Origin of the sequence: Kitasatospora sp. SUK 42 (assembly GCF_015776785.2) — a bacterium.
Lineage (GTDB): Bacteria > Actinomycetota > Actinomycetes > Streptomycetales > Streptomycetaceae > Kitasatospora.
In genome coordinates, this window is record NZ_LFMD02000002.1 from 1,746,666 (window position 1) to 1,759,300 (window position 12,635).

At 73.4% G+C, this 12,635-nt stretch carries 14 protein-coding genes; 5 read left to right on the top strand and 9 right to left on the bottom strand.

Annotated elements, in window-relative coordinates; all coding sequences use genetic code 11:
• Positions 1-122: 122 nt before the first annotated feature.
• Entirely contained in the window at positions 123-854 is a 732-nt protein-coding gene (locus tag RZ50_RS07555) for a FadR/GntR family transcriptional regulator (RefSeq protein ID WP_196947903.1), read from the top strand.
• Between the two features lie 64 nt (positions 855-918).
• The gene (locus tag RZ50_RS07560) at positions 919-2,160 is read left to right on the top strand and encodes an MFS transporter (protein WP_196947904.1); all 1,242 of its coding nucleotides are present in this window, start codon (positions 919-921) and stop codon (positions 2,158-2,160) included.
• 142 nt (positions 2,161-2,302) lie between these two features.
• Here the strand turns inward: RZ50_RS07560 and RZ50_RS07565 are convergent, their stop codons facing one another.
• From RZ50_RS07565 to RZ50_RS07595, 7 genes are all read right to left on the bottom strand, one after another.
• Positions 2,303-3,019, bottom strand: coding sequence for an ABC transporter permease (locus RZ50_RS07565; protein ID WP_196947905.1), 717 nt, complete (start codon positions 3,017-3,019; stop codon positions 2,303-2,305).
• A gap of 82 nt (positions 3,020-3,101) precedes the next feature.
• Positions 3,102-4,019: an ABC transporter ATP-binding protein gene (locus tag RZ50_RS07570; protein ID WP_196947906.1), complete on the bottom strand. Its 918-nt coding sequence runs from the start codon at positions 4,017-4,019 to the stop codon at positions 3,102-3,104.
• A gap of 9 nt (positions 4,020-4,028) precedes the next feature.
• A complete protein-coding gene (locus RZ50_RS07575) occupies positions 4,029-4,928 on the bottom strand; it encodes an ABC transporter permease (protein ID WP_196947907.1) in 900 nt (299 codons plus the stop codon).
• Entirely contained in the window at positions 4,912-5,952 is a 1,041-nt protein-coding gene (locus RZ50_RS07580; RefSeq protein ID WP_196947908.1) for an ABC transporter ATP-binding protein, read from the bottom strand. Before RZ50_RS07580 ends, RZ50_RS07575 begins: the two co-directional genes overlap by 17 nt.
• A gap of 266 nt (positions 5,953-6,218) precedes the next feature.
• Positions 6,219-6,905, bottom strand: coding sequence for a hypothetical protein (locus RZ50_RS07585; protein WP_196947909.1), 687 nt, complete (start codon positions 6,903-6,905; stop codon positions 6,219-6,221).
• A gap of 94 nt (positions 6,906-6,999) precedes the next feature.
• Positions 7,000-7,848, bottom strand: a complete 849-nt coding sequence (locus RZ50_RS07590; RefSeq protein ID WP_217680299.1) for a hypothetical protein — start codon at positions 7,846-7,848, stop codon at positions 7,000-7,002.
• Positions 7,845-8,390, bottom strand: a complete 546-nt coding sequence (locus RZ50_RS07595) for an RNA polymerase sigma factor (protein WP_196951154.1) — start codon at positions 8,388-8,390, stop codon at positions 7,845-7,847. The genes RZ50_RS07590 and RZ50_RS07595 overlap by 4 nt, the downstream gene beginning before the upstream one ends.
• Positions 8,391-8,477: 87 nt before the next feature.
• Here RZ50_RS07595 and RZ50_RS07600 point away from each other — a divergent pair, with 87 nt between their 5' ends.
• Positions 8,478-9,389, top strand: coding sequence for a serine/threonine-protein kinase (locus RZ50_RS07600; protein WP_196951153.1), 912 nt, complete (start codon positions 8,478-8,480; stop codon positions 9,387-9,389).
• A gap of 142 nt (positions 9,390-9,531) precedes the next feature.
• On the top strand, positions 9,532-10,419 hold the full coding sequence (locus RZ50_RS07605) for an LLM class flavin-dependent oxidoreductase (protein ID WP_196951152.1): 888 nt from the start codon (positions 9,532-9,534) through the stop codon (positions 10,417-10,419).
• Positions 10,420-10,497: 78 nt separating this feature from the next.
• On the opposite strand, the gene RZ50_RS07610 is transcribed toward RZ50_RS07605, so the two are convergent.
• Positions 10,498-10,692 (bottom strand): hypothetical protein, encoded by a 195-nt coding sequence (locus RZ50_RS07610; protein WP_196951151.1) that lies wholly within the window; start codon positions 10,690-10,692, stop codon positions 10,498-10,500.
• Positions 10,693-10,856: 164 nt separating this feature from the next.
• On the opposite strand from RZ50_RS07610, the gene RZ50_RS07615 reads away from it, so the two are divergent.
• Positions 10,857-11,705 (top strand): HAD family hydrolase, encoded by an 849-nt coding sequence (locus RZ50_RS07615; protein ID WP_196951150.1) that lies wholly within the window; start codon positions 10,857-10,859, stop codon positions 11,703-11,705.
• 42 nt (positions 11,706-11,747) lie between these two features.
• Here RZ50_RS07615 and RZ50_RS07620 read toward each other — a convergent pair whose 3' ends face one another.
• The gene (locus tag RZ50_RS07620) at positions 11,748-12,623 is read right to left on the bottom strand and encodes a phosphate ABC transporter ATP-binding protein (RefSeq protein ID WP_196951149.1); all 876 of its coding nucleotides are present in this window, start codon (positions 12,621-12,623) and stop codon (positions 11,748-11,750) included.
• Positions 12,624-12,635 lie beyond the last annotated feature (12 nt).

Here is a 12,635-nt window from a genome sequence, read left to right on the forward strand (position 1 = left end):
CCCGCCGATCCGGCGGGTGGCGGACGTTCATGTGCCGTTCCTCCCCAGTTGTAGGATGACCGGGCAAGCGGTTGTAGGATGACCGACGACCGATGAGTGGTGTTCGCGGAGGGAGGTCCGGCATGAGCGGCGACGGCAACGGCCTGCAGGCGGCCGGACGGCGTTCCCTGGTGGACACCGCGATCGACCAGCTGCGGGACCGGCTGGCCGACGGCACCTGGCCGGTGGGCTCCCAGATCCCCACCGAGCACGAGCTCGCCGAGCAGATGCAGGTCGGGCGGAACACCGTGCGGGAGGCGATCCGGGTGCTGGTGCACGCCGGAATGCTGGTCTCCCGGCAGGGCGAGGGCACCTTCGTACGGTCCACCAGCGACCCCGCGGCGGTGCTGCGCGGTGTCCAGCGCTCCGGCATCCGGGACGTCCTGGAGGTCCGCGCCGCGCTGGAGACCGAGGGCGCCCGACTGGCCGCGCTGCGGCACACCCCCGAGGACGTCCGGCGGATGCGGGCCGCGCTGGCCCGCGAGGCCGAGATCTTCGCGACGCACCCCGAGCGGGCCAGCCGCGAGGCCACCGTGGAACACGACCTGGAGTTCCACACCGCCGTCGTCGAGGCCGCGCACAACCCCGCGCTGACCGAGGTGTACCGCTACTTCGGCGCCTCCGTGCGCGAGGCGATGACCTCCGCCTTCGGCGACCACGACATGCCCGAGGCGGTCGTGGCCACCCACGAGGCCCTGGTCGACGCGATCGAGAGCGGTGACCCGGACCGGGCCGAGGCTGCGTGTCGTGCGCTGCTCGCCGGCCCGACCGCGGCCGTCGAGCAGCTGCTCGCGACCATCGCGGCCCGGAAGTAGGACGGCGCGAGCCTCCCCTTCCGCCGTCCGCATCCACGCACATTCACGAAAGAACAGCACACCCATGGCCGTCACCCGTGCCCAGCAGCCGGTTGTCACCACCCCTGCCCCGCTCCCCGTCCGCTCCCGGCTGGCGCACCCCGTCCTGCTGCTGACCGGCATCGTGCTGGTCGCGCTGAACATGCGCGCCTGCCTGGCCGCCGTCTCCCCGATGGTCAACGAGATCCAGCGGACCTTCGGCCTGTCCGCCACCGCCGGCGGGCTGATCACCACCGTCCCGGTGCTGTTCCAGGGCGTCGGCGCCCCGCTCACCCCCCGGCTGACCCGCCGGTTCGGCGTCGAGCGGGTGGTGCTGGGCGCGGTGCTGCTGCTGGGCACGGGCGTGCTGCTGCGGGTGCTGCCCTCGGTGGCGGCGCTGTACTTCGGCTGCGTGGTGATCGGCGTGGCCATCGCGGTGCTGAACGTGTCGATGCCCGGCCTGGTCAAGCGGGAGTTCCCGGACCGCGCGGCCACCATGACCGGCGTCTACTCGACCACCATGCTGATCGGCGCGACCCTCGCCGCCGGCACCTCCGTCCCCCTGGAGCACGCGCTCGGCGGCGGCTGGCGGGCCTCGCTCGGCGCCTGGTCGCTGCTCGCGCTGATCGCGGCGGTGGCCTGGCTGCCGCAGGTGCTGCGCTCCCGGCAGGAGAAGACGGCGGTGGCCGCGGCCGTGCAGCAGTCGGCCACGCCGATCGAGGGGATCTGGAAGTCCCCGCTGGCCTGGCAGATCAGCCTGTTCATGGGCATCTCGTCGCTGCTGGTCTACACCCTCGTCGCCTGGATGCCGACCATCCTGGCCGACCACGGCATGGACCGCGGCCAGGCCGGCCTGGTCTTCGCCTTCTCCAACCTGGTGCAGGTGGCCGGCGCCTTCCTGGTGCCGCTGATGGCCGGCCGGATGACCAGCCAGCGCACGCTGGCGGTGACCATGGCCGCCCTGAACGGGCTCGGCATCGCGATGCTGCTGGTCGCCCCGGTCTCCGCCGCCTGGGTGTCGGCGACCATCCTCGGCGTCGCCCAGGGCGGTTCGCTGGGTCTGGGTCTGGCGTTCATCGTGCTGCGCACCGGCACCGCGGCCGGTGCCGCCCAGCTGGGCGGCATGTCGCAGGCGATCGGCTACCTGGTCGCGGCGGCCGGCCCGGTCGGCGCCGGCGCGCTGCACCAGCTCACCGGCGGCTGGGAGACCACCCTGGTGCTGATGCTGGTGCTGGCCGTCGTGGTCGGCGCGGCCGGCTGGGGCGCCGGGCGCAACCGGACGCTGTAGCGGCCGCCCGCCCGGGGCCCGGTCACTCCTTGGAGGCCGGGCCCGGTGGCGGCTGCTCCCCCGGGGCCGGGCCCGGTGCGGGCTACTCCTCCGAGGCCGGGCCCGGTGCGGGCTACTCCTCCGAGGCCGGGCCCGGTGCGGGCTACTCCTCCGAGGCCAGGGTCAGCCCGGCGAGCTTCACCGAGGCCAGCACCGTCGCCGCGACGGTGACCACCAGCAGCAGCGGGACGGCCGCCCCGAGCGAGACGTCGGCGCCGATCGCGGTGTCCCCCGCCACCGCCTCGGCGACCGCCCGGCCCCACTGCTGGATGCTGAGCGTCCGGGCGCCCTGGACGAAGTTGCCGAACAGCGACTCCCAGACCAGCGCGTACGCCAGCCCGGCCACCACCGCGTGCCGGGTGACCACGCCGAGCAGCAGGAACAGCGCGCTGTACGCCGCCCCGGCGACCAGCACCGCCACGGTGTAGCCGAGCGCCACGCCGTCCTTCGTCCCGTACAGCAGCAGCCCGGCCAGCAGGGTCGGCACGGCGGCGACCAGCCAGGTGACGCCGATCGCGACCGCCAGCTTGGTGGTGATGATCCGGTGGCGCGGCAGCGGCTTGGCGAGCAGGTAGACGATCGAGCCGTCGTCGATCTCGGTGGCGATCACCCCGGTGCCGATCACCAGGCCGAGGATCGGGACGAGGGTGCCGAGGTCCAGCTGCCCGAGGATCTTGACGGTCAGGTCGTGCGCGTCGCCGCTCGACCGGCTCGCGATCGCCGAGATGATCAGCAGCAGGGCGGGGGCCACCAGCAGCAGGGCGCCGCGGCGACGGCCGAGCAGGCCACGCAGGGTCAGCCTGGCGACGGTGGGGTTCATGGTCGGTCGGCCCCTTCCTGGGTCCGGGTCGTGAAGTCCTGGCGCCGGGTCACGGCAGTCGGCGCGGCAGTCGGTGCGGCGGTCACGCGGAGACCAGGTACGAGAAGACGCTCTCCAGCGACTCGTCCGCCGGGGAGACGGTGTACAGCCGGATGCCGGCCTCCCGGGCGACCCTGGGCAGCAGGGTGGTGAAGCCCTGGAAGTTCACCGCCTCGATCCGCAGCGCCCGCTCCCGCTCGTCCACCTCGATGCCGGTGGTCGAGCCGTCGGCGATCAGCGCGGCGGCGAGCCGGCGGTCGTCGCTGGAGCGGACCAGGTAGCGGTGCGGGCGGTCGGTCATCAGCCGCCGGATCCGGCGGAAGTCGCCCGAGGCGGCGTGCCGTCCGGCCACCACCACCTCGATGTGCCGGGCGAGTTGCTCGACCTCCTCCAGGATGTGGGAGGAGAACAGCACCGTCCGGCCGTCCGCGCCGAAGCGGCGCAGCAGCTCCATCAGCTGGAGCCGCTGGCGCGGGTCCATGCCGTTGAAGGGCTCGTCCAGCAGCAGCACGGACGGGTCGTGGACCAGCGCGGAGGCCATCTTGACCCGCTGCTTCATGCCCTTGGAGTACGTGCCGGTGCGGCGGTCCTTGGCGTACGCCATCTCGACCAGGTCCAGGGCCCGCCGGGCGGCGGCACCGGGCTGGGGCAGGCCGTGCAGTTCGGCGTTGGCGAGGACGAACTCCCAGCCGGTCAGGTAGTCGTACATCGACTCCCGCTCCGGGACCAGGCCGATCTGCCGGTACACCTGCTGGTTGCGCCAGATCTGCGCGCCGTCCAGGGTGACCGCGCCGCTGGACGGGGCGAGGAAGCCGCTCATCATGTGGATGAGGGTGGACTTGCCCGCGCCGTTGGGCCCGAGCAGGCCGGTGATGCCGGGGCCGATCGACATGGTGATGTCGTTGACCGCGACCACGTTCCCGAACCAGCGGGAGACCTTGTCGATGGTGATGGTGGCCATGCCGCCCCCCTATACGTTCCGATAGCGGCGCAGCAGCAGCCGGTACGAACCGGCCACCATGAGCGCGGCGACGAGTGCGAACACCACCAGGCCGAGCCCGCCCGGGGCGTGCCGGCGGTCGAAGCCGGCGCCGAGGTCGAACGCCTCGTTGACCAGGGCCTCCACCAGGCCGTTCGGCGAGATCAGCGCGGTCCACTGGGTGGCGTCGGAGCCGCCGGTACCGGGGCTGCTGAGACCGACCGCGATGGCGGCCACCGTCGAACTGACCGCCAGGTAGCCCATGATGGCGGCCACCCCGAAGCCCCGGCGCGGGGTGCTCGCGGCGATCACCAGCGCGACCGAGGTCGGCACCAGGGCGTAGAGCACCGCCGCCGCCAGGCCGTACAGGAACTGCCCGGTGTTGTGCGCGAAGTCCATCCCGCCGAGCAGCGCGCCGGCGTACAGCACCAGCAACGGGGCGACCATCAGCAGGAGTTGGGCGCAGGCCATGGCGGCGAACTTGGCCCGGACGTAGTCGGTGCGGGTGATCGGGCGGGAGAAGTAGAGCGGGACGGTGTGGTATCGCAGATCCCGGGAGAGCAGCACCGGCGCCTGGGAGGCGAGGAAGATCGAGATCACCAGGCCGAGGTTGGACAGGTATCCGGCGTACTCGACCGGGAGTTCGTCGCGGTGCAGGGCGACCGCGATCGCGACGAAGATCACCGCGGGGACCGTGACCGCGCCCAGGACCAGCATCGGCAGCACCTTGGACTTGCCGGAGCGGCCCAGGCCGTAGGCGGCGCGCAGGCTCTGGGTGAAGAGCGAGCGGGCGGCGTAGGCGCGGCCGAGGCGGGGGCCGGTGTAGCCGCGGTAACCGATGTCGTGGATGACGCCGGTGTCGGCGGGCCTGGCGTCAGGAGGCTGCGGCATCGTCCGTACCTCCTTCGTCGTCCTGGGTGTTCTGCGCGTCCTGCGCGTCCTGCGCGTCCTGCGCGTCGGTGAAGAGTTCGGCGACCCGGTGCCGGCGCTGCTCCAACCGGACCAGGCCGAGGCCGAGTTCGGCGACGGTGTCGCGGATGGTGTCGTAGGTGTCCTCGCCGGCCAGCCGGACCAGCAGCAGGTGCGGGCCCTCGGACTGGACGCCCAGGCCGGCCGCGGCCAGCCGTTCGCGGACGGCGGCGCCGGGATCGGCGACGGTGTCCCCCGGGAGGTCGGTGACCTCGACCGCGAGGACGGCCGTCGCCTCGGTGAAGGAGGCGGTGGAGGAGGAGCGCAGCAGCTTGCCGCCGTCGATGACGACCAGGTGGTCGCAGGTGCGCTCCAGCTCGCCCAGCAGGTGGGTGGTGACCAGCACCGAGATCCCGAAGTCGGTGTGCACCCGGCGGATCAGACCCAGCATCTCGTCCCGGCCGGCCGGGTCGAGGCCGTTGGTCGGCTCGTCCAGCAGCACCAGCTTCGGGTCGTGCACCAGCGCCTGGGCGAGCTTGACCCGCTGCTTCATGCCGGTCGAGTAGCCGCCCATCGGGCGGTAGCGCTCCTCGTACAGGCCGACGTGCCGCAGGGTGTCCGCGGTGCGCTCGCGGGCGGCGGTGGCGGGCAGCCCCGCCATCCGGGCCATGTGCACCACGAACTCGGTCGCGGAGACGTCCGGCGGCAGGCAGTCGTGCTCGGGCATGTAGCCGACCCGCTCGCGGATCTCGGAGCCCTGGGTGGCGATGTCCAGCCCGAGCACCTCGCCGCGGCCGGAGGTCGCCGGGGCGAGCCCGAGCAGGATCTTGATCAGGGTCGACTTGCCCGCCCCGTTGGCCCCGACCAGCCCGACGACCCCGGGCCGCACCTCGACGGTGAGCTGGTCGAGCGCGGTGACCCGGGGGAACCTCTTGGTGAGGCCCTCGGTCTTGATGACAGCAGTGGACACGCCCTCAACGTAACGGGCCCCCGCCGCAAGGACCATGGGCTGGAATGACGAGGCCGCATGCTGCTCTGGTATGACGCCGGGAGCGGCCTCCCTTAGGGGTCGGGCGGCCACGGCCGCGAGACCCGGGCCGACGACGTGCACAACCGGCACGACCGGCACGCCGAGGTCGCCGAGGTCGCCGAGGGGCAGGAGGTCTGGCGGCGGGCCGAGGAACTCGGGTTCCACGCCGCGTACAACCCGTGCCGTGCCGAGTGGTTCGGGGCCGGCTCCGCCCGGCGGCGCGGGCGGAGCCGGGCTGCCGGTCAGGAGGAGAGGCGGTTCAGTGCTGCGGTGGCGATGCCTTCGACGTACGCCGGGGCGCCGGTGGGCTGGCTGGTGAGCTCGACGACGGCGACCCTGGTGCCGCTGCGCAGGACCGCGACCCCGCCGCTGACGGTGCCGTCGCCGTTGTAGGCCGGGTACCAGTGGGCGGTGCCGCCGGTGACGGTCAGGGTGTGGGCCGCACCGTAGTACCAGTGGCCGGCGGGCTCGTCCTGGCAGTCCTGGACGAGCGCGACGAGCTGCTGCTCCCAGGTGGCGGCCTCGGTCCCGGTGGGGGCGCTCGCGGCCGACTCGGTCAGTCGGCCGTTGGTGTCGAAGGTCCAGGTCACGGACGCGTACGCGGTGGCCTTGCCCTTGGTCAGGTCACGCATCGTCTCCTCGCCGGAGCACGCGGACAGCCCCTGACGTCCGGTCAGCGCGATGGTCGCGCCGACCGGGTTCAGGCCCTGCTGGAAGTCCTCGCTCTGGACGAGGGCGGCGGAGCCGAGTCCGGGCGCGACAACCGCAGCCGGGTGGGCGGCGACCGCGGTGCGCTGCGCGGCCCCGTCGGCGGTGGCCGACTGGGTGCCGACGACGCCGGCCGTGATCAGTGCGGCGGCGAAGCAGGCCGCGGCGGCGACCCGGTTGCGGCGAACGGACTTCTGCTGGACGGCCTGGTTCTCGGTCATCTGGTCCCCCTGCTGGTCGGGACGCCTGCTGCGTCCTCGTACAACCGGGGAGATGCCGCCGGAGGAGGGAAAGTTGGAGCCCGGACCGGCTGTTTCACAGCTGTGACAGAGCGGTCCTGACGACGCGGTCCATCGCGGCCGTCCCCAGGCAGGCGTCGACCTCCAGCACCCCGTAGTGGCTGCCGCTGCGCAGCACGGCGATGCCGCCGCAGGGCTCCTTGCCCTCGGGCGCCGTGCCGTTGGTGTTGAGGGATCCCTGGTAGGCGCCCATCCAGCTCGCGGTGACGTCCGGGGCGAGCTGCAGCGTCGTGGTCCTTCCGTAGACCCAGTGCCCTGGCGGTTCCTCCTGACAGGGCACCTCCTCCAGCAGCAGACGCTCGGCGAAGTTCTGTGCCAGGGAAGGGCTCTGGGCCGCGGCGGCGACCTCGCGGGCGACCTGGTCGGCGTGGTCGGCGGCCCGCGTGAGGTCGCCCGGGTCGGTGCGGGTGCTGGTCATCAGTCCGCGGAAGTGGGCACCGGGACCGCCCAGGGTCTGTTTGAGGGTCTTCTCGCCGGAGCAGGCCACGTTGGCGTAAGCCCCGTCGCCGTACCGGTCGGTGACGTGGATCTGCCCGATGCCGACGTCCGGGCTGAACGCCGCGGGTTCCAGAAGGTTCGCGGTCGTCACCGGCCCGGTCGCACCGGTCGGCGAGGCGGAGCCGGAGGCCGAGGGCGCGGGCGTCGGGCCGGACACGCCGGGCGTCGCGGGAGCGGACGCGCCCTGGGATGCCCCGCCGACCGCGGCACCCGACCGCGCTGCCGGGTGCGTGGTGGTGCCGGGGGGCGGTGGCAGGAGGAATCGGCCGGTCGCCAGCCCGAGCGCGGCGGCCGCCACCAGGGCGGCGACGGCGGACCGGGGCCGGACGGCGGCGCGGCCGCCGCCCGCCGCGGGACCGCCGTTCACAGACCGGTGGCCAGGCGCTCGCGCATGAAGCGGCGAGCCTGGTGGATACGGTCCTTGACCGTGCCCAACGGGGTGTCCAGCTCCTCGGCCACCTGGGCGTAGGTCAGGTCGCACAGGTCGCGCAGCACGAAGGACTCCACCAGGGTGGGGTGCCGCTGCTCCAGCGCGGTCAGCGCCTCCATCAGGTCGAGCCGGGTCCCGGCGATGACGCTGGTGGTGCGCGGGTCGACGGGCTCGGGGAGGTCGGCGTGGCTGTCCTCGGCGCGCCGGCGCATCGAGCGGTAGGTGGACCGGGCGGCGTTCGAGGCGATCACCGTCACCCAGCCCAGGAAGGACCCGCGGCCGCCGTACTCGCCCAGGTGCGTGCTGATGGACAGCAGCGCGTCCTGCGCCGCCTCCTCCGCGTCGGCGTGGTGGGGCAGGAAGCGCGAGCAGCGGCGCAGCACCACCGGCCGCAGCTTGGCCAGCAGGTACTCCGTCGACCCGGGGTCCCCCGCCTGAGCAGCCGCCACGAGCCGTTCCAGCTCGCCTTCCTCGAACACCCGGATCCCCCCGTTCCGTCCCGCCTGGCATCCCGCCCGTCGTACGGGAGTTCCGCGCTCCCCCCGACTCCGGCAAAATGCTGCCACATGCGCAAGCTCGGCCGTTACCTCCTCCTGGAGCGGCTCGGAGCCGGCTCCTTCGCCACGGTCTGGAAGGCCTACGATCCGGAGCTCGACACCGAGGTCGCGGTGAAGGTGCTGGCCGAGAACTGGGCCGCCAACGCCGATGTGCGCGAGCGGTTCCTGGCGGAGGCGAGGCTGCTGCGCCGGATCGCCAGCCCGCGGGTGGTCCGGGTGCACGACGTCGGGGTGCAGGAGGACCGGCCCTACTTCGTCATGGACTACGTACGCGGCGGCACCCTGGCGGACCGGGTCGGGCAGTGCGACCCGCAGGAGGCGCTGCGGCTGGCCGCGGAGGCGGGCTACGCGGTCCAGGTCCTGCACGAGGCGGGCGTGGTGCACCGTGACGTCAAGCCGTCCAACCTGCTGCTCGCCACCGGCCCTGCGCCCGCCGCGGTGCTGGTGGCGGATCTGGGCAGCGCGAAGCAACTGGCCGACGCGTCCGGGCTGACGGTGACCACGGGCACGCCCGCGTACATGGCACCGGAACAGGCCTTCCAGACCGGCGGGTTCGACGGGAGGGCCGACGTGTACGCGCTGGCCGTCGTGGCCTACGAGCTGCTGACCGGGCAGAAGCCGTTCGGCCCGGGCGGACGCGCCGCGGCCCTGATGACCGACCGGCCGACCGCCTCGACGCTGCCGGCGCTCCCGGCCGGAACGGAGCTCCCACCGAACGTCGCCCTGCTGCTACGGGCCGCGATGTCCGTCGAGCCGGCGGACCGACCGCCGACCGCCCAGGCCTTCGCGGACGCGCTGCTGGCTCCGGTCCCGCAGTCCCGGCCCCTGGAAGGCCCGGGGTGGCTGACCCCGCGCGCGGTCTGGCTGGCGTCGGGCACGGTGTTCACGGCGACGACCCTGCTGAGCTGGCTGCGGCGTTGAATCCGACAGGAGGCCGGTCCGCACCGGAGGTCGTGTCCTGGAGGGGAATCCGGGCCGGGGCGCGGCACCGGCTTCATTCGGGACAAGAGAGGTCCTCAAGTCCGAGGGCGCTGCCGCTGACGACTCCCGTAGGGTCGGGGGCATGCGACTGAGTACGGTGATTCTCCCCATCCACCGATGGGCCGAGGGGCAGAAGGTCTGGCGACGGGCCGAGGAACTCGGGTTCCACGCCGCGTACACCTATGACCACCTGTCCTGGCGGTCGTTCCAGAACGAGCCGTGGTTCGGGGCCGTCCCCACGCTGACGGCGGCGGCCACGGCCACCGAGCGGCTCAGGATCGGCACGCTGGTGACCTCGCCGAACTTCCGGCACCCGGTGACGCTGGCGAAGGACCTGATCACGCTGGACGACGTGTCCGGCGGGCGGGTCACGCTGGGGATCGGGGCCGGCGGGACGGGCTTCGACGCGACGGCGCTGGGGCAGGAGGCGTGGTCGCCGAAGGAGCGGGCGGACCGGTTCGGGGAGTTCCTGCCGCTGCTGGACGAGCTGCTGAGGAACGACGCCACGACGCGGGAGGGCACGTACTACTCGGCCGTCGAGGCACGGAACATCCCCGGGTGCGTGCAGACGCCGCGGGTGCCGTTCTACGTCGCGGCCGCCGGGCCGCGCGGGATGCGGCTGGCCGCGGAGTACGGGCAGGGCTGGGTGACGTACGGGGACCCGAAGGGGCCCGCGGACGTGCCGGTGGAGCAGGCTCCCGCCGTGATCGCCCAGCAGATCGGCAAGCTGGCGGCGGCCTGCGAGGCGAAGGGCCGGGACGTGGCGACACTGGAGAAGATGCTGCTCCAGGGCTCGACCGCGGAGAAGCCGCTCCAGTCGCTGGACGCCTTCGTGGACTTCGCCGGCACCTACCGGGAGCTGGGCATCACCGAGCTGGTGATCCACTGGCCCGTCCCGGACTCGATCTTCGAGAACGACCTCGCCGTCTTCGAGCGGATCGCGACCGAGGGCCTCGCCCAACTGGACTGACCCGGATGGCCCGCAGCGTGCACGCGCTGCGGGCCGTTTCCGTCGTCTCCGCCACGGAACCCGAACGCCAGGGCCGCCCTAGGGGTGCGGGCGGGTGCGCTGGGTGGGGAGGGCGGGGGCCGGGTCCGGGGTGCGGCGGGCGAGTTCGGCGAGGGTGTGGAAGAGGACGTCGCCGAGCAGGACCGGCTCGCGGGAGGCCTCGGGGGCGTCCAGAGCAGGGGCGACGGGACGGTGGGTCGGGGGCGGAGCGTCGCGGAGCTGGCGAGTGGGCATGGCTCTTCCTGCCGACGGGGTGACCGGGAAAGTCCTGCCCGTTCGGCCCGGAGCGACACCCCGGACGGGGGCGAATCGGCCGGAAACGGCGCCTGGAGGGCCGGAACCCGCCCCGGGTCGGCCGCCCGTGGACCGGGGGCCTCGACGGTGACCGGGCACCGCCGATGGGCGAAGATGGACCGGTGACCGAACCCCGCACCGCCCCCCGCCTCATCGCCACCGACCTGGACGGCACCCTGCTCTGCTCCGGCGGCACCGTCAGCGACCGCACCGCCGCGGCCCTGGCGGCGGCCGAGGCGGCCGGGGTGCAGGTGGTGTTCGTGACCGGGCGGCCGCCGCGCTGGATGCAGCAGGTGAGCCCGCACATCGGCGGTCACGGGGTGGCGATCTGCTCGAACGGCGGCGCCGTGGTGGACGTGCGGCGCGGCGAGCTGGTCGAGTACTTCCCGCTGGCGGAGGGCACCACGCTGGCGGTGGTCGAGGCGCTGCGGGCCAAGCTGCCCGGCACCGCCTTCGCCTTCGAGTACCCGGACGGGTGGGCCCGCGAGCCCGGGTACGAGGTGCTGATGTGGGGCGACACCGAGGTCCGCGCGATCGGCCCGGCCGAGGAGCTGCTGGCGGACGGCGGCCCGGTGCGGGGCCTGTTCAAGCTGCTGGCGAAGCACCCGGACCTCGACCCGGACGTCTTCCTCGCCGAGGCCCGGGCGGCGGCCGGGCACCTGGCCGAGATCACCCGCTCCGCGCCGATCCCCCTGCTGGAGATCAGCGCGCCGGGTGTCACCAAGGCCAGCACGCTGGCCCGTTGGTGCGCCGAGCACGGGATCGACCGCGGCGAGGTGGTGGCCTTCGGCGACATGCCGAACGACCTGGAGATGCTGGCCTGGGCCGGCACCGCGTACGCCGTCGCCAACGCGCACCCGCAGGTGCTGGCGGCGGTGCCGCTGCACACCGTGAGCAACGAGCAGGACGGCGTCGCCGCGGTGCTGGAGCGGCTGCTGGCCGGTAGCCGGTAACCGGCGGTCGGACGGCAGCCGCTCCAGGGAACCTCAACGGGCTCAGCCGAAGCGGCCGTTGACGTAGTCCGAGGTCCGCTGGTCGCGCGGGTTCTCGAAGATCTGCTCGGTCGGCCCGGCCTCGACGATCCGGCCCGGGGTGTCGTGGGTGGCCAGGAAGAACGCGCAGCTCTGCGAAACCCGCTGGGCCTGCTGCATGTTGTGGGTGACGATCACGATGGTGAGCCGCCCGCGCAGTTCGGCGATGGTCTCCTCGACCCTCCGGGTGGAGGTCGGGTCGAGCGCGGAGCACGGCTCGTCCATCAGCAGGATGTCCGGCGAGACGGCCAACGACCGTGCGATGCACAGGCGTTGCTGCTGGCCACCGGAGAGCGCACCGCCCGGGGTGTGCAGCCGGGTGGACACCTCGTCCCAGAGGCCGGCGCGACGCAGGCTGGTCTCCACCAGGTGCTGGCGCTCCTCCTTGGACACCTTGATCCCGGCCAGCTTGAGCCCGCTGGAGACGTTGTCCTGGATGGACATCGCCGGGAACGGGTTGGGACGCTGGAACACCATGCCGATCCGGCGCCGCACCTCGGCGGGGCGGCGGCCGGGGCGGTAGACGTCGTCGCCGTCCAGCAGCACCTCGCCGGCGAGCGCGGCGCCGCGGATCATCTCGTGCATCCGGTTGAGGATCCGCAGGTAGGTGGACTTGCCGCAGCCGGACGGGCCGATCAGCGCGGTGACCTCGCCGGCCGGCATGCCCAGCGAGACCCGCTCCAGCACCTTGTGGCTGCCGAACCAGGCGGAGACGTCCCGGGTCTCCAGCCCGGCCAGCGGCTCGTCGCCGGAGCGGGCGTCCACGACCGGGGGGAGGGTGAGGGTGTCGGCGGCCGGGTCGGCCGCCGCGTCGTACGGCTGGTGCGTGGTGTCGGTCATCGGTACGGCCTC

Excerpts from the sequence above, each read along its gene's own strand:
- RZ50_RS07575 (WP_196947907.1), bottom strand. The coding sequence starts at position 4,928 with ATGCCGCAGCCTCCTGACGCCAGGCCCGCCGACACCGGCGTCATCCAC.
- RZ50_RS07580 (WP_196947908.1), bottom strand. The coding sequence starts at position 5,952 with ATGGTCCTTGCGGCGGGGGCCCGTTACGTTGAGGGCGTGTCCACTGCT.
- RZ50_RS07565 (WP_196947905.1), bottom strand. The coding sequence starts at position 3,019 with ATGAACCCCACCGTCGCCAGGCTGACCCTGCGTGGCCTGCTCGGCCGT.
- RZ50_RS07560 (WP_196947904.1), top strand. The coding sequence starts at position 919 with ATGGCCGTCACCCGTGCCCAGCAGCCGGTTGTCACCACCCCTGCCCCG.
- RZ50_RS07620 (WP_196951149.1), bottom strand. The coding sequence starts at position 12,623 with ATGACCGACACCACGCACCAGCCGTACGACGCGGCGGCCGACCCGGCC.
- RZ50_RS07615 (WP_196951150.1), top strand. The coding sequence starts at position 10,857 with ATGGGCGAAGATGGACCGGTGACCGAACCCCGCACCGCCCCCCGCCTC.
- RZ50_RS07570 (WP_196947906.1), bottom strand. The coding sequence starts at position 4,019 with ATGGCCACCATCACCATCGACAAGGTCTCCCGCTGGTTCGGGAACGTG.
- RZ50_RS07610 (WP_196951151.1), bottom strand. The coding sequence starts at position 10,692 with ATGCCCACTCGCCAGCTCCGCGACGCTCCGCCCCCGACCCACCGTCCC.
- RZ50_RS07585 (WP_196947909.1), bottom strand. The coding sequence starts at position 6,905 with ATGACCGAGAACCAGGCCGTCCAGCAGAAGTCCGTTCGCCGCAACCGG.
- RZ50_RS07555 (WP_196947903.1), top strand. The coding sequence starts at position 123 with ATGAGCGGCGACGGCAACGGCCTGCAGGCGGCCGGACGGCGTTCCCTG.
- RZ50_RS07605 (WP_196951152.1), top strand. The coding sequence starts at position 9,532 with ATGCGACTGAGTACGGTGATTCTCCCCATCCACCGATGGGCCGAGGGG.
- RZ50_RS07600 (WP_196951153.1), top strand. The coding sequence starts at position 8,478 with ATGCGCAAGCTCGGCCGTTACCTCCTCCTGGAGCGGCTCGGAGCCGGC.